The sequence below is a fragment of the Pseudomonas sessilinigenes genome (genome assembly GCF_003850565.1).
Taxonomy (GTDB): Bacteria; Pseudomonadota; Gammaproteobacteria; order Pseudomonadales; family Pseudomonadaceae; genus Aquipseudomonas; species Aquipseudomonas sessilinigenes.
Window position 1 is genome coordinate 5,344,191 of record NZ_CP027706.1, and the last position, 15,322, is coordinate 5,359,512.

Annotated in this window: 14 protein-coding genes and 1 pseudogene; 9 read left to right on the plus strand and 6 right to left on the minus strand. The window is 53.6% G+C overall.

The window, feature by feature from the left end:
- The first annotated feature begins 36 nt into the window (after positions 1-36).
- Both macA and C4K39_RS24555 read left to right on the plus strand, forming a co-directional pair.
- Entirely contained in the window at positions 37-1,188 is a 1,152-nt protein-coding gene (macA, locus tag C4K39_RS24550) for a macrolide transporter subunit MacA (protein ID WP_124347620.1), read from the plus strand.
- Positions 1,189-1,190: 2 nt separating this feature from the next.
- Positions 1,191-3,149, plus strand: coding sequence for a MacB family efflux pump subunit (locus tag C4K39_RS24555; RefSeq protein ID WP_124347621.1), 1,959 nt, complete (start codon positions 1,191-1,193; stop codon positions 3,147-3,149).
- Positions 3,150-3,256: 107 nt separating this feature from the next.
- Here the strand turns inward: C4K39_RS24555 and C4K39_RS24560 are convergent, their stop codons facing one another.
- From C4K39_RS24560 to C4K39_RS31585, 3 genes are all read right to left on the minus strand, one after another.
- Complete coding sequence (locus C4K39_RS24560) at positions 3,257-4,588, minus strand: diaminobutyrate--2-oxoglutarate transaminase family protein (RefSeq protein WP_124347622.1); 1,332 nt, start codon at positions 4,586-4,588, stop codon at positions 3,257-3,259.
- A gap of 518 nt (positions 4,589-5,106) precedes the next feature.
- Positions 5,107-5,298, minus strand: coding sequence for a hypothetical protein (locus tag C4K39_RS24570; RefSeq protein ID WP_068588131.1), 192 nt, complete (start codon positions 5,296-5,298; stop codon positions 5,107-5,109).
- Positions 5,295-5,468 carry a hypothetical protein gene (locus C4K39_RS31585; protein WP_164487257.1) on the minus strand — a complete coding sequence of 58 codons (174 nt, stop codon included), beginning with the start codon at positions 5,466-5,468 and terminating at the stop codon, positions 5,295-5,297. The genes C4K39_RS24570 and C4K39_RS31585 overlap by 4 nt, the downstream gene beginning before the upstream one ends.
- 201 nt (positions 5,469-5,669) lie before the next feature.
- Here C4K39_RS31585 and C4K39_RS24575 point away from each other — a divergent pair, with 201 nt between their 5' ends.
- Positions 5,670-5,915 (plus strand): helix-turn-helix domain-containing protein, encoded by a 246-nt coding sequence (locus C4K39_RS24575; RefSeq protein ID WP_437179338.1) that lies wholly within the window; start codon positions 5,670-5,672, stop codon positions 5,913-5,915.
- Positions 5,916-6,043: 128 nt separating this feature from the next.
- On the opposite strand, the gene C4K39_RS24580 is transcribed toward C4K39_RS24575, so the two are convergent.
- Positions 6,044-7,192, minus strand: a complete 1,149-nt coding sequence (locus C4K39_RS24580) for a hypothetical protein (protein ID WP_124347623.1) — start codon at positions 7,190-7,192, stop codon at positions 6,044-6,046.
- Positions 7,193-7,865: 673 nt separating this feature from the next.
- Between C4K39_RS24580 and C4K39_RS24585 the strand changes: the two genes are divergently transcribed.
- The 4 genes from C4K39_RS24585 (at position 7,866) to C4K39_RS24600 (ending at position 12,784) form a co-directional block, all read left to right on the plus strand.
- Positions 7,866-8,489, plus strand: a complete 624-nt coding sequence (locus C4K39_RS24585) for an SPFH domain-containing protein (RefSeq protein WP_124347624.1) — start codon at positions 7,866-7,868, stop codon at positions 8,487-8,489.
- A complete protein-coding gene (locus C4K39_RS24590) occupies positions 8,482-10,356 on the plus strand; it encodes a TnsB C-terminal domain-containing protein (RefSeq protein WP_124347625.1) in 1,875 nt (624 codons plus the stop codon). The genes C4K39_RS24585 and C4K39_RS24590 overlap by 8 nt, the downstream gene beginning before the upstream one ends.
- A 14-nt stretch (positions 10,357-10,370) precedes the next feature.
- On the plus strand, positions 10,371-11,357 hold the full coding sequence (locus tag C4K39_RS24595; protein WP_124347626.1) for an ATP-binding protein: 987 nt from the start codon (positions 10,371-10,373) through the stop codon (positions 11,355-11,357).
- Between the two features lie 71 nt (positions 11,358-11,428).
- Positions 11,429-12,784, plus strand: coding sequence for a TniQ family protein (locus C4K39_RS24600; RefSeq protein ID WP_164487320.1), 1,356 nt, complete (start codon positions 11,429-11,431; stop codon positions 12,782-12,784).
- Positions 12,785-12,791: 7 nt separating this feature from the next.
- Here C4K39_RS24600 and C4K39_RS24605 read toward each other — a convergent pair whose 3' ends face one another.
- A complete protein-coding gene (locus C4K39_RS24605) occupies positions 12,792-14,021 on the minus strand; it encodes a hypothetical protein (protein WP_124347628.1) in 1,230 nt (409 codons plus the stop codon).
- 334 nt (positions 14,022-14,355) lie between these two features.
- Positions 14,356-14,538 (minus strand): hypothetical protein, encoded by a 183-nt coding sequence (locus tag C4K39_RS24610; RefSeq protein ID WP_124347629.1) that lies wholly within the window; start codon positions 14,536-14,538, stop codon positions 14,356-14,358.
- Between the two features lie 175 nt (positions 14,539-14,713).
- On the opposite strand from C4K39_RS24610, the pseudogene C4K39_RS32070 reads away from it, so the two are divergent.
- A pseudogene (locus C4K39_RS32070) lies at positions 14,714-14,800 on the plus strand (DUF6602 domain-containing protein); the annotation flags it as partial.
- A gap of 124 nt (positions 14,801-14,924) precedes the next feature.
- Positions 14,925-15,299, plus strand: coding sequence for a hypothetical protein (locus C4K39_RS31720; protein ID WP_217884160.1), 375 nt, complete (start codon positions 14,925-14,927; stop codon positions 15,297-15,299).
- Positions 15,300-15,322 lie beyond the last annotated feature (23 nt).

Sequence of the window (15,322 nt, forward strand, 5' to 3'; positions counted from 1 at the left end):
GGCCGGGTCTACCTTTCAACGTATTAGTGGTCATCTATGGAAAAGTCGAAGTTTCGCAAGGTTGTCTGGGGCGTAGGCCTGACCGTTGTTGCCGGCCTGATTGTCTATTCGGTGCAGTCACCGGCTGAGCCACCCCAGTATTTGACCGCCAGGGTCGAGCGGGGCGAGATCGAGAACTCGGTGCTTGCCACCGGGATCTTGCAGGGGATCAAACAGGTCGACGTCGGCGCCCAGGTCTCCGGTCAATTGAAATCGCTGAAAGTCAAGCTCGGCGACAAGGTCAAGAAGGGCCAATGGCTGGCGGAAATCGATCCGCTGGTGCTGCAGAACGCCCTGCGCCAGGCGCAGGTCAACGAGGAAAACCTCGAAGCACAACGCAAAGCCACGGCGGCACAAGTGGTCCAGACCAAATCGGTGTGGGAGCGTTACAACCGCCTGCAATCGGACGCGGCCATCTCCCGCCAGGATTTCGAGACCGCCGAATCCAATTACCTGGTGCAGAGCGCCAACCTGGTAGCCCTGGATGCGCAGCTGAAAAATGCGCGAATCCAGATCGACACCGCCAAAGTCAACCTCGGCTATACGCGTATCGTTGCACCGATGGACGGTGACGTGGTGGGCATCGTCACTCAGGAAGGCCAGACCGTGATCGCCGAGCAGCTGGCGCCGGTGCTGCTGAAATTGGCGGACCTGGACACCATGACCATCAAGGCCCAGGTCTCGGAAGCCGATGTGATTCACATCCAGCCAGGCCAGGAGGTGTACTTCACCATCCTTGGCGAGTCCGATAAACGCTACTACGGCAAACTGCGCGGCACTGAACCGGCACCGCAGAACTACCTGGACACCCAGGCCGCCGGTACGACCAAACAGAACACCGCGGTGTTCTACAACGCCCTGTTTGATGTGCCAAACCCTGATCATCGCCTGCGCATCTCGATGACCGCCCAGGTGCGCATCGTGCGCGACACCGCCAAGGATGTACTGATGATGCCGGTTGCGGCCCTGGGCAAGCGCAATGACGACGGTTCGTACGTAGTGCGGGTGGTGGATGAGACCGGCCACGCTCAGGAGCGCAACGTGCAGGTGGGGATCAACAACAAGGTCAAGGCCCAGATCAAGGATGGCCTGGTGGAGGGCGACCAGGTCGTCATCGGTGATCCGACGCCGGCCGTGGCGGGGAGCTGACAATGACCCAAGCATTGTTGGAACTCAAAGGCATCAGCCGCAGCTTTATGGCCGGTGAAAAAGCCTTCATGGCACTCAAGAATGTCAGCCTCACCATCAACACCGGGGAAATGGTGGCGATCACCGGGGCGTCGGGCTCAGGCAAGTCGACCCTGATGAACATTCTCGGTTGCCTGGACTACGCCACTGACGGCAGCTACACCATCAGCGGTCGCGAAACCCGTGACCTGGCGGACCAGGAGCTGGCAGAACTGCGCCGCGACCATTTTGGTTTTATCTTCCAGCGTTATCATTTGCTGCCGCACTTGAGCGCCATGCATAACGTCGAGATGCCGGCGATTTATGCCGGCGTGCCGGAAGGCCAGCGCCATAGCCGCGCCAAGGAACTGCTGGCCCGGCTGGGCCTGGCCAATCACTTGGTCAACCGACCGAGCCAGTTGTCCGGTGGGCAGCAGCAGCGGGTGAGTATCGCCCGGGCGTTGATGAACGGTGGCGAGGTGATCCTCGCGGATGAGCCGACCGGCGCCCTCGATACCGCCAGCGGCAAGGAAGTGATGAACATCCTGCTGGAGCTGCATGCGGCGGGGCATACCGTGATTATCGTGACCCACGACGCCAAGGTTGCGGCCCACGCCGAGCGCATCATCGAGATGCGCGACGGCGAAGTGCTCAGTGACCGCCTCAACGAGCGCGCCGCACCGGAGGTCGAGGCCCCGGTTGCCACCCAGGGCCGGGCTACGCCGGGGCGGCGTCTGGTGGCGAGCCTGGGGTTGTTCAAGGAAGCCTTCGTGATGGCCTGGGTCGCGCTGATTTCCCACCGCATGCGAACCTTGTTAACCATGCTCGGCATCGTGATCGGCATCACGTCGGTGGTGTCGATCGTGGCCATCGGGGAGGGCGCCAAGCGCTATGTCTTGAATGATATTCAGGCGATCGGCAGCAACACCATCGACATCTACCCGGGCACCGACTTTGGCGACAGCCATGCGTCGGCGATTGAAACCCTGGTGTTGTCCGATGTGACCGCCCTCAGCGAGTTGCATTACATCGACAGCGCCACCCCTAACGCCGGACGCAACCTGCTGTTGCGCTTTGGCAATATCGATGTGAACGCCACGGTGAATGGCGTGAGTGCCAGCTCGTTCCAGGTCCGCGGGATCAAGATCGCCGAAGGCATCACCTTCAGCCAGGACGACGACACCCACCAGGCCCAAGTGGTGGTGATTGACCACAACACCCGTAATCGCCTGTTCGGCCCGGACGTCGAGGCGCTGGGCCAGATCATTTTGGTGGGCAACCTGCCGTGCACGGTGATTGGGGTGGCGGCGGACAATAAGAATATCTTCAACACCAGCAAGGCTCTCAACGTCTGGGTGCCTTACGAAACTGCCGCCGGGCGCCTGTTGGGTCAACGCTACCTGGACAGCATCACGGTGCGGATCAAGGATGGCCAGCCGAGCAAGGTGGTGGAGGATAACGTGGTCAAGCTGTTGCAACAGCGCCACGGGACCAAGGATTTTTTCACCTACAACCTCGATAGCATCATGCAAACCGTGCAGAAAACCAGCCAGTCGCTGGCATTGCTGCTGTCGTTGATTGCGCTGATCTCACTGGTGGTGGGTGGCATCGGGGTGATGAACATCATGCTGGTGTCGGTGACCGAGCGTACACGCGAAATCGGTATTCGCATGGCGGTCGGGGCACGGCAGTCGGACATTCGCCAACAGTTTCTGGTGGAGGCGGTGATGGTTTGTCTGATTGGCGGGGTGATCGGGATTGCGTTGTCGTTCGGTATCGGGTTCGTGTTCTCCCTGGTGATCACGGAATGGCAGATGGTGTTTTCGCTGGAATCGATTATCACCGCCTTCGTGTGCTCCAGCCTGATCGGCATCATCTTCGGGTTTGTACCTGCGCGTAATGCCGCGCGGCTGGATCCGATCGAGTCGCTTGCCCGGGACTGACGCGCATACCAAAAAGCCCGCCAACCGGTGTCGGTTGGCGGGCTTTTCATTGCATCAGGTTTGGCATGGCACAACAGCAGCTCGGCGCTGCTGCTGTTTTCATGGGCTTAGCCGACCACCTGCAAACGGTGCGCGGTGGCGCTGCTGATGGCGTCTTCGAAACGATCAAGTACGCTGCCAACCTGGGCTTCGGTGATGGTCAGAGCGGGCAGGAAGCGCAATACCGAACCGTGGCGCCCACCGGTTTCGATGACGAGGCCGTTGTCAAAGCAGTTGAGCTTGATCGCCTTGGCCAGTGTGCCGTCGCCCAGGCCGGTGCGGCTCTCCGTACGCGGCTTGGTGACCTCGACGCCGATCATCAGGCCACGGCCACGCACGTCGGCAATCGCATCATGGCGCAGGGCAATGTCCTGCAGGCCGGCGAGCAGTTGCGCTCCGCGTGCGGCGGCGTGTTCCACCAGGCCCACCTGGCGAATGTGGCGCATGGTTGCGCGCCCGGCGACCATAGCGATCTGATTGCCACGGAAGGTACCGGCGTGCATGCCCGGGCCCCAGGTGTCGAGGTGTTCGGCGTAGACAATGACCGACAGTGGATAGCCGCCACCGATGGCCTTGGACAGCACCAGAATATCGGGAACGATCCCCGCGTGTTCGATGGCAAAGGTGCTGCCGGTGCGGCCCAGGCCGGTCTGGACTTCGTCGATGATCAGCACGATACCCAGCTCATGGGTGATCTCGCGCAGCCCGCGCAGCCAGGCGTTCGAGGCAGGAATGCAGCCGCCTTCGCCTTGCACCACTTCGACGAGCACGGCGGCCGGGCGGGTGACGCCACCTTCAGGGTCCGACAGCACGGTGCGGATGTACTCGAGCGACAGTTGATCGGTTTGCTCGCCGTCGGTACCGAACGGGCAGCGGAAGCGGTACGGAAATGGCAGGAAATGGGTGTTTTGTGCAGTAACGCTGGGGATGCCCTTGGGGTTGAGATTGCCCATGGCCGAGAGGGCGCCAGCCGTCATGCCGTGATAGCCACCGTGAAACGCCATCAATGCCGCACGTTTGGTGTAGTGGCGCGCCAGCTTGATCGCCGCTTCCACAGCATCCGAGCCGCTGGGGCCGCAGAACAGGATCTTGCTGGTATCGCGCATGCCTGCCGGCAGTTGTGAAAACAGCTCCTGCACAAAGGCATGTTTGGCCGGGGTGGAGAGGTCCAGTGCTTGCTGCAATTGGTCGGAGCCCAGGAAGTCCAGCACCGCGTCCTTGACTTCCGGCGGGTTATGGCCCAGCGCCAGGGTACCGGCGTTGGCCAGGCAGTCGAGGTATTCCTTGCCTTGCGCATCCCTGAGCCACACCCCGTTGCCGCTGACGAACAGGCGCTGGAAATTGGCGGCATAGGTGCGTGCGTTGGATTCGACTTTCTTCAAATAACTTAGCTCTTCCATGGTCATGCACTCATCGGCTGCGGCAAACGCAGCGCTGGAAAGTTGATGGAACAAGAGAGGGTGTTTAATCCATGACAGCGACTATATTCAGACAGTAAGCAGTGGGCCGCAGAGAGGGCTGAATGACAGTCGAAAGTGAAAAATAAGTTACACCGAACAGGCGCTGAAACAAGCGCTGCCCGAGCAACTAGAGAGCATGCTTAGCTTGAAGAAAGGTGGCCGTTATCGCTATTGACGCAGACACCGGATGTCCCCGATATCTCTGTCATTTTACAGGGCCTTTAGAGTGGGAAGTTAATGGCAGAAGTGGGGAGGGCGGAACGAACAGCAGGGCGGCTTATTTTATTCAGCCCGGCGTGATCGCTGGGGGCGGAGGCACCGTACCGATTGGCAGGTTTTTCAAATGCAGGAAGCCTTTCTTATTACCGAAAAAGCGGAAATTCAGTAGGCATCGCGCAGGTTGTGGGCGGAGATGTCTGCCAACTGCTCGTCGATGAGCGACTTGACTGGGGAAGGGATCATTCTGCCTCCTTGCGCTTTTGACAGACGTCCATCAAGCGCTTGCAGTAGTGGTTGAATTCAGCAGTGGTGATTGCCCCATCAGTGAAAAGGCGGGTGATCAGGCCTTGCACCAGGATATCGATGCCGGGCTCACTATCGGGATCGGCAACGCCCTCGATGGCCTGGTCGATGAGGATGTGCGGGCTCAAAATCCGCACGCCTGCTGTAGCCGTTCTTGCTCCTGCTCAAATGCCAGGGCTGCCTCGGCGTTTGGCCTCACAAGTTCGAGCGCGATGTCCTTCAACATATCGGATTCCACCACTTGATCGAGTCGGGTTTGCTGGATACTGGAGGACAGGAATTGATTGAAATCGGGCATCACCAGTCGTCTTCTGTGTGTTTAAGCATGATGAAGACCACAGCGGGGAGGGTGCATACCACACGCAATGATAGCTGGAGGTAAGTTGCTGTTTCGCTCGAGTGCTTTATAAGTTCGATCGCTTGTTTATATGGCTCATTATTTGGCAAGCGCACTGTATTTAAAAGCAGAAAAAAAGCCAGGTAATGATGAGTAAAAATCATGGTGCTCTGGAACAAAACGCATTACGCGCCCTTGAATTGGCCGCGCGTTTCAGCTCATTTACCCAGGCCGCAGAAAACCTGTTCATCATCCGTGAGCCGGCACGTTAAAACCCTCGAAGAGCATTTTGGTTACGCGCTGTTCGACCGCGAGGGGCCGAAAATTTCCCGCACGATGTATCTCGGAGACTCGCTTTACCAATTGAGCGCCCGACAAGCAGATGTGATTGCGCAAGGTGTTCCCTAAGCCTTTTCCACCGGGCTCCTATGCGCAAGCGGATGACTCCATAGAGAAGGAATGCTGAGCGGTGAACGCTGGCATATGTCCACCACCACAGCACCGGCGCGGCCGGTTAGTGAGCGACAGGGATTGGCTCAAAACATTTTCGGGAGAATAATCTGTAGTTGAAGAACTACGAACCACACGAAAAAGATTCCACTCATCAAATACAGAGCCATTAGTATGAGACGACGAATCGGGTGCATTGTGTTTTGCCAAATTGCAATCGTCTGAGCAAACGCTATAGCCCCTGCATGATCTACGAATAGGTGATCTAGTCCTTCAGCTTCGTGCCTAATGTTGACGGTGCTTCGACTCTCAAGGTGCGAAGAGAGGCTGATAGGGCACCTGTGCCAGCCCACCACTAAATCTCCCACCTTTGATTTGGGATTGTCCTGGATATCGTATTCATTGATAGAACTGATGGTCAAACGACGCATTAAGGGGCGGTTACCCTCGTAGCTGTATTGTGGTGAGAACGCCTCCATACCCGACGAGCGATCGCCCCTTCGCCACATAGTTACTTTACGCAGGTTGCGATATTCGAATAGAGCTCGCTCAATGTGAGCGCATGCATAAGCATCGAACCCTGCGAACGCAGGTACACCATATCCGGACATAATTGCGATCGCCGTCCGGTCTTCGGACTTCTGCTCATCCAGCAAGTCGGGATGCGGCCACCAATTGCGTTTGCTCCACCAGCGTCGCAGCTCATCCTCAACCAACGTACGAAGCCACACACTGGATTGATTTTCGAGTAAGCCAGGCTTGGTGGAGAGGGCCTGTTTCAACAAAAGAGGGCACCATATTTCATACCAAAGCACAGCGATGAGGTAGGTCAGGCCTGCTAACAAAAGCCACCTGAAGGGAGCTCCTGCGTCACCGGCCTCGCCATGCATACCAGGGGCGGCCTGATAGAATGCACTGATCAATCCTCCAAAAGCGGCAAATCGTACCGCAGTCGTAGTCTTCAGCTGAGACCAAAAGACCCAGCCTGTGCGCTGCCTTAGCCAGTGATATCTAACTTCCTGCCGAGTTGAGCGCTGATTCGATAACGGGCTCTTATACATGTCCTGCGCGGGGAATTCGTCGAAGTACCAAGCCAAAGGATTCATCTCTCGAAACCTAGCCGCACGCTTGCGACGACGATGGGCTTTTACCATCGAGTAATATTGCTCTGCGGTTTGATAAAGATCATCAGTTTTTGCCTTCTCTTCGACATTGTCGTGTTCAGCTTCAGACATATACATTTCCATCGTTCATAAAAAAGTGAGGATCCGCAGTCTAGAGCGTGGACGGTTAGATTACAGCTCGTACAACAATGTAAGTGGAGCGCGCAGGCGCGGGGATGGAAGCCCAGCGGGCCGAGATACCGCCTTGGTGAGCGGCTCGGTTTATTTGCGCCGCAGCCGTGTTGTAAGCGCGCTGTCTGAGTTTAAGTTGGACTTAGATGAACGGAACAAGACGGGCAACGGCGCCGCGTCACCAGCTTGTATAAGCAGCGGTAGTCGTTGACCTGAAGAGAAACGGCACTGAATCAGTTTCATCGGTAGCCACCTCATTCAAGGACTCGTCATGAACTCAAAGAACATGGCCCGTTGAGAGAGTCTTGCGACTTCGAAAATTCGAGACTTTCAAAATTTGAAACTCAGCATTTGAAATGCATCCATCGTCTTTGACGACCTCACTTAAGTATTTCTAATGGAAATCCAGTTATAAATCGAAGTCGATCTATATAGCCCCCTAGATCGCCAACTCCTCCAGAAATAAAGAATATGTTTTATATTCTTATAAGATATAACGATTGACCATCTGTCACCCATACTTCCTCTCTAATTATGAAACTTTTGAGTGCATGTGCAATTTTGCAACTTCGTAAGTTAATGATTTTACGGGCATTAGTCAAAAAGGAAAGCAATGGACCCACTCTCCCATCCTTCACGACCAGCGGGCGCTCCAGAATTCGTGGTGTTCAGTCATAAGCAAAACGAAAAGGTCAGCTTGTTCTGCCGACCCACGCTGTGGCGATTCGCCGAGGTGGAGTTTGATCCTTGGGTGAGCGATTTAACCGTGAACCAGCGTTTCATCGAATTGGACAAAGTTAGAATTCCGGTTGCGCTTGCGTTCGAGAATAGCCACGCTTCAATCATTGTGGTGTCCAAGTCGTGCCTGGGAACCAGCACGACCGTTGAAGTCCAGAATTATGCCGACGATAACGGCTTTCTCTGCGAAATTTTAGATACTGACTTCCTGAAATCAGAACGTACCCGCTACGAAAACTACCTACTCATGCTTTCCTATATCAATAAGCAGAGAGATGCACTGACTGAGCGCAATCTTCGCGAAGTAATGAGACTCCTCCCAAGGCATGGACTTACGGTGAGCAGCGCTATGCAGGCGGTTGAGCAGGATTTTGGCGAAAAGGGCGCAGCTTTGGTGTTCGAGTTAGTCAGAAAGGGCCGATTGAAGGTCAATAGATTGAGTTCGACAAAATTAAGTGGGACATCCCAATTAGGCCATGGAGATGCCCAGGATGAGTGATCAACGATTTTCTAGGTCCGAACGCGAACGAGAAGGTTACGACTGTGATAAGTGGCGCGCTGTTGACTTAACGGTCCTGCCGGATGGCCTTCGAGGTCCGACGGAGAATCGTATTAAAGCTATCCGGGCGTTCTTGAAGGAAGGCGCATCGCTAGAGGAAATTCAAGAAAAATACGGGATACCCCGCTCAACGCTTTATCGAGTCATCGACAAATGCGAAGCGATGGACAAATCCGGAAGTCCCATTGGCTGGGTGGCCGCAATACCTTATAAACGCAGCGGTGAAAGAAAATATAATCGGACAGCGCAGCCCAGTTCATCCGCAACGCAAGGATATTCCGGCGTTTTTACGCACTTCGTTGAGCAACATCCAGATGTGGATGACTGGCTGAAAGCGCAAGCCCGTAGATATAAACCCCGGAAATCTGGCGGCGACTACTTTATAGCGGTTCATAAAGCGTTCGTGCGCAAGTGCATTGAGGTTGGAGTTACCAAAAATGAATACCCATTAAATCAAAAAACCGAAGGTATAAGCGGGCTTAGGAGGTGGTTGCAGGATAAACACCGAGAATTGAAAGCAGAGCAGGAGTTGAAGTCCTCACAAGCTAACGAGAGCGTCCGAGATATTGATCCATCGGATATCTTGGAGCAAGTTGAAGCAGATGGACACAAATTGGATATCCGCTTGGTTATTCGCGAAAGGGATGCCTATGGGGAGCCTGTTGAATATGAAATTCTTAGGGTCTGGCTAATTTGTCTGATCGAAAAATTTTCAAGGTGCGTGTTGGGCTATTCATTGGCACTGGGTCACAACTATGATCAAGTCGACTTGCTTACGGCGATTTATCGAGCCCTGAGCCCACACGCTCGTCCACCGCTGAATATTCCTGATACCCGTTATTGCAATGAAGGGGGGTTCCCCTCAGAAAGTTCGGGCGCGTGGCAAACGTGGTCCACACTAAAACTGGATAATGCTTGGGCGCATAAGGCGAAGCATGTGATTGAGGTGCTAAATGATAGGCTTGGCAGTGTGGTGGAGTTCGGCAGACCGCACACGCCCAATGATCGCCCTGTTGTGGAGCGTTTTTTTCTCTATTTAGTGCAAAATTTTTCTCACAGAATAATTGGTACCACGGGTAGTGAGTCCACAGACGAGATCAAGGCACGTTTATCGCCAAAATCCAAAAACCCTTTGAAGATGTTGCTGTCTCTAGAAGAGTTGGAAAGTGCCGTAGACATAGTGATTTCTGACTATAACGGTCGGCCGCACGCGTCAATCCAAGGCCACACTCCATTGGACTTGTTCCTCATGCGTATGAAGGCAAGGGCGTTGCCGCCGAACACACTGCCTATTCGTTATCAAAATGAGGCAGCGTTTACGAGAATTCGCGAGCCAAAGATCGTGCAGTCAAATGCCAAATATGGGGGCGCGTTCATTAACTTTGCTTACCAAAAATACCGAAATCCGGACGTATTGCGGAGTAATTCGGCGGGACGGAAAATGATCATTGAGTACTCTCGTAGAGATGTCTCTTCGATCAATTTGCTTGATGAGTCTGGTGCGTTTATTGGTGTGCTGACACCGCCGCCACCTTACTCAATCACGCCACACAGCTACAAATTGCAGACCGAGATTTCAAAGGCCGTGAAGGACGGACAATTCCGCTTTACGGAAAGTGAGTCATTCATTGAAGCTGTCCGTAGGTTTCAATTGAAAGGTAACAAAATGACTCGAGAGAGCGCGACGAACCTCTACAAAAACACTGGCATGGTTTCATCAGGTTCGTCTGTCGAGGAAGAAACGCCTCCCCCAGCATCGGAATCACAAGTCGACAGAGTAAAGCTGTTTAAAGTTTTCACTTTTTGAAATAGAGGGTGCAAATGGATATCCAGGATACGAGACCCGTCGAGGTTGATCTTCATCCTGTCTGCAATCAGCGGTATTTGATTCCGACATTTTCGATCGGTGAGACTTACGCGCTTGTGCTTAAGGTTATTCGTCGCAGAGATTCTGGTTTAGTCATCTGGGGGCATACCCGTTACGGTAAGACCTGGGCAATGCTTTATTGCCAGCAATGCCTTACGCAAGATTTTCCGGATTTTCCTGTTGTTATTTACAACGCGAAGCGGGAAATATCAGCCACGAAAGGTAATTTTTATAACTCACTGCTGGCGGTGGTCGGTCACAAGCAGTGGAATGACAATGTTAGCCTCTCAAAAAAACATCTTCGGTTAGTGAATTTCATGGAGCAGGCGGCGTGCAAGGATTCACGGCAGGTCTTTATTCTGTTCATTGATGAAGCTCAGCGGCTTCAGCAGCAGCATTTTGACTGGGTCAAGGATATCTACAATGACCTGCGGCTAAAGGGCGTAACATTGCTTCCCATCCTGGTAGGGCAGCAGCAACTGCTGGACCAGAAGAAAACCTTCCTCAATACCGGGGTGGAGGGAGAGGCTATTGTTAATAGGTTCATGCTTTACGAGCACCCTTTCCGCGGAATACGCGAAAAAGAAGATTTCGCGACCTGCCTTGGCTTTTTTGACAGTACCCCTTATCCGGCCAATTCCACATGGACGTTCACCAAATTCTTTGTCCCACAGGCATATGCCAATGGCTTTAGGCTGGCGCAAGTGAAAGACATACTGTGGGATGCCTTTTGTGATGCTTATAAGGAGTTGAAGCTGAAAAGCAAAATGGAAATACCGATGCAGTATTTCAGTAAAACGATAGAGATTATTTTGCGCGATAGTGTCGACATGGATCACCCAAGCTACACCATTACCAGGGAGTTCAGTTTGCGATCTATACGTGAATCTTGGTTTCAGGCCGCAACGCGCAATAGTAAAGCTGCTGATCTGAACGCTTGATGATGATAATCGTCCCGGATACTAAGACGCTGAGCATCAACCCTAGGTACTGTCCGGTGGCCCCACTGTACATGGCTTACGAATCTGCATATTCGATTCTAAGTCGGTTTGCACTTTATAACGTCATCCATGGGGCTGCGCTGGTTAAAATCTTTGCGCCATCAAAGAGCGAGGGTAACGGCAAACTTAGCCGATTCCCAAACCTCGCCCACATCACGGCTGTGAACCCTGTAGCGATCCACGAGTGCTTTACCCTCGATAGAGCGCAGCAAAATGCACTTTTTTTAGTGCCGTCAGCTGTACCGAGCAATGATCACATTGCAGCCACTTTAAGAGTGTGTCCAGTATGCATGGTGCGTGGCATGCACTACTCCCTATTTCAATACTTACTCATCAAGCAGTGCCCGATCCATCAGGTCGAGTTGAGCCAAGCGTGTCAGACCTGCGGAGGGGCGATGGACTACTCGTTAAACAGCAGGTTGTTCCGTGAACCATACGGCTGCAACCATTGTGGCCATCTACTGCGACTCAAGGGCAGTCAGAGTGGCCGGTCCTATTTGAATAAATCCGGGCTAAACCGCCTAATTTTGGCCCATCGAATTTTTGAGCGCGGCAGGGACCGTCAGGTGTTTTTTGATATAAATCAGCCGACCAATATTTACTTTGATAATGCCGCTCAGTTTTCCTCGGCCATCACTCATTTTTCGGTGCACCAGCGTGCGCTGTTCAATGAGGTTCAGACTAGGGCGGCATCAGGTCAGGGTGATAAAAATGTGGGTTTTTACAGAGTCAGTAACATCAGTCGTTGCTCGCCAGTTGAAAGATCGGTAATAGAGCTGACAGTCAAAGACCTTGTTCCGATTTTGAAGTGTATTTTCCGGAAAATTAGAAAGCGCTTTCTTCCTGAAATCAAACTGAGTAAGCAAAAGCTTGCCGGAATTTGGCGGAGTATTGAGGAGTGTGAGGTGCCCAAGCAAGGGTACCAACTCGTCGGCTATCTTGACTGGTTATGTTTTTGGTACGGGGTTAAAACGCCATCCGACTTGTGCTCGAAGGCAAGGTCATGTGTCAACAGAAAACTGGAAGCTTGGCTTGAATCGAAACGGACGCACGAAGTATTTGCTTCACTCAAAGGGGAACGCGAAAGAAAATGGCTGATGACGAAAATACTAGCTCATGAAATTATTTTTTTCATGACCAACCAGATACGCCGGCTACCCCAATCGGATCTAGCCTGCTCTAGGGCGAACCCCAATCAAGTGGTCTATCGCCGGTGGGTAGGATCCGCTGCATGGGCGCTGATTATCCTTCCCCAGCAGGCCGCTTGTGAATTCCATTTTACAGCCCGCTCCGTTTTCGGTGAGCTCGGTCGATGGAAGGTGAGCAAACCGGCGCAGCGAGAGACGTATGCGTCGCTGTCACAGTGATAAACAATTAGTCTACGCCCCAATTGTCCCAGGCCGTTTCATCGATGCTTTCGCCGGCAATCAGCACGTGCTTCTGTCGCAGGTTGGCATTCTGTGTTTCGGCAGGTGTTTCATTGGCGTGTAAAACCTCCTGTTCTGCCAATGCCAGTCTAGAGTTGCGAATCGCAGCGTCCCAATCTTCGTAAAAATATTGGTCTTCTGAGGCAGCGGAGGTAGGGCGTTCAAGTGCTCTATCAAAGTCGGCCGGAAATTGGAGGTTGACGACCTTGTGGGTTTTTCCAAGGGGTGGAATGAGCGCCGTACACTCACTGACAAATCCTTCCGGAAAGGGCGTGGCGTCAGGATCGTAAAGATTGACAAGCGATGGGCAGTTCACGCTGCTTAGCATTAGCGCGAAGCGGTAGCGGCGTTCTAATACGACTTCTATCTCGTGGGCACTCATCTCGAATTCGACTCCAGCGTCTCCCATGCTGAACAGCTTTTGGTGATTAACGCGATATTTCGCCAAATGATGATGTCGGCCCAGTAACGCCTGCAAGAGGGTGGCGCTCCCTTCGGTGAGGCAGATCTCCTTATCATTGCCGAATTGGAAATACCACGCATCATTGTATCCGTGAAGAAGATCGGCGCATTTTGCTTTGGCCAGATCCGATGTGGTGCATCCCGTTTCTTGTAACAAACGAAGCATCGCGAGATCCCTCAACCAGTGCTCCACGCCTCTGCAACTTCCGCTTATCAGTTCCAGGCTTTCGCCTGAGTACAATTTAGTGTGTGCTGTGAGTTCAGCGGCATGGAGAAAGCGAGTGGCTTGACGGTAGAGCTTCTTCATCTGGGAACGCAGGGGGTCCAGATTTTTGCCGAAGCGATGTTCCTGCCAGTTCATAGCGGCGGCGATTCTGGAAGCGGCCTGGCGATTGCTAAGTCGACCCAAGCCCTTCAGTTTACGCTGGATGAGCAAGTCATCAATGTACACTGGAAGGTAGTAATTTCTGGGCTCTGTGGGGTCTGCCGGTCCGGGGTACACAGAGATATGTGAGAGATAAAAATACACATAGGCCTCTAGCGGCAGCAGGCTCTCACTGAGCGATTTGTACTGTGTGTGGCGCAACCATAGGTCGACATGCTGAAGGTAGCGCGCCACTTTACGCCGTCTACGCAGGGGCACGGTGTGCAACAGAAAATCGGTGATTTCCTGACCGAGACCGGGGATGAAATAGATAGTTTGCAGTAGTGCCATGGGCTGCTCCGACAGGCAATCATCACTGATGAATCGTGCATGGGGTGGCTTTCAGTTGCACAGATTCGCACTTCGCGGATCGAGCGAAACGTCTTGCTGCAGGGTTTCCTGGAGCCAAGGACTTATGAACGGTCATGCCCACAGGGCTGTGGTTGCGGTCGCCTAGGATCTGCTGCCATAGATACCAGATACCCCGGGGCAGCGGCGCACGATGCGCCAAGTGGTGATCATTGAGTGCGTTGGCGCTCATGCAGATCCCTGCGTTGCACCTGACGGAGATCTGTTTCCAGCCTAGCAAACGGAAGAAATCACGCAACGTGCAAGCAGCCCGCTGTCACGTCATCTTCAAGCGATAAGCAACGATGTACTGGTACATTAGTAATTTTTTGGAGGCTACTGCGTTGGTGCCGCAGGATGGACCGCTGCGGGTTTTCAACTGCCAGCGCGGCGGCGTCTTGTCGAGATGGTGCGTCATACCGACAATCGATGGGGCTTGGCCGGCGGCAGCCATCAGCATTGCGGCTTACCTTTAAACATGAGTCACTAGTCAGGAACTGTACAGCAAGATCGCCCAGGCCAAGGTGTACATCACCCGCCACAACCCGACCACTGGCCGAAGCGGTGCTTCGCCAGTTCCTCAAAGACCACCTGCCGGGGCGGTCAGTGTGGAGCAGGGCTTCATCATCGACAGCGTGGGCGGTTTTTCCAAGCAGTGCGACATTCTGATTTACGACTCGCACCGATATGCCCCGTTCTATCGAGTAGAGGGGGTTGTGGTTCCGGCGGAGGCGGTGATTGCCATTATCGAAGTAAAAAACTCGATCAACCGGGCCGGGTTTCATGAGGATTCGCTATTTCCAGAGTTTCCAAAACCTGCGACTCGAGGCGAGGACATACTTGTTCATGTTCAACGCTCCGACGTTGGGGACTGTCAGCAAGCACTTTCACTCATTTCGGCACCCAGAGAGCTATCAGGAGTTCGATCACGATACTTTCCAGCTCCTCCCGGACGAAATCACCGATCTGGACCACTCCTACCATTTGCAGAAAGGCATGGTCATCCACGATCGCGATGGTATGGGCTATCTCTCGTACTTCTACGAGGATCATGAAGGCACCGCGATCAATGCGTTGGAGCGGTTCTTCCTCTCAGTCTATGCCTCCGTCGAACGACACCTCACCTGTAGCCTACCAGCGAATTCGCTGGTGCCGCGAGCGGCTTACCACAGCAGTACTCCCAGCAAAAGCATTTTTGCCATCGACTTGTTCCCCATGTAACTTCAGGTGTACGCAGCATCTGC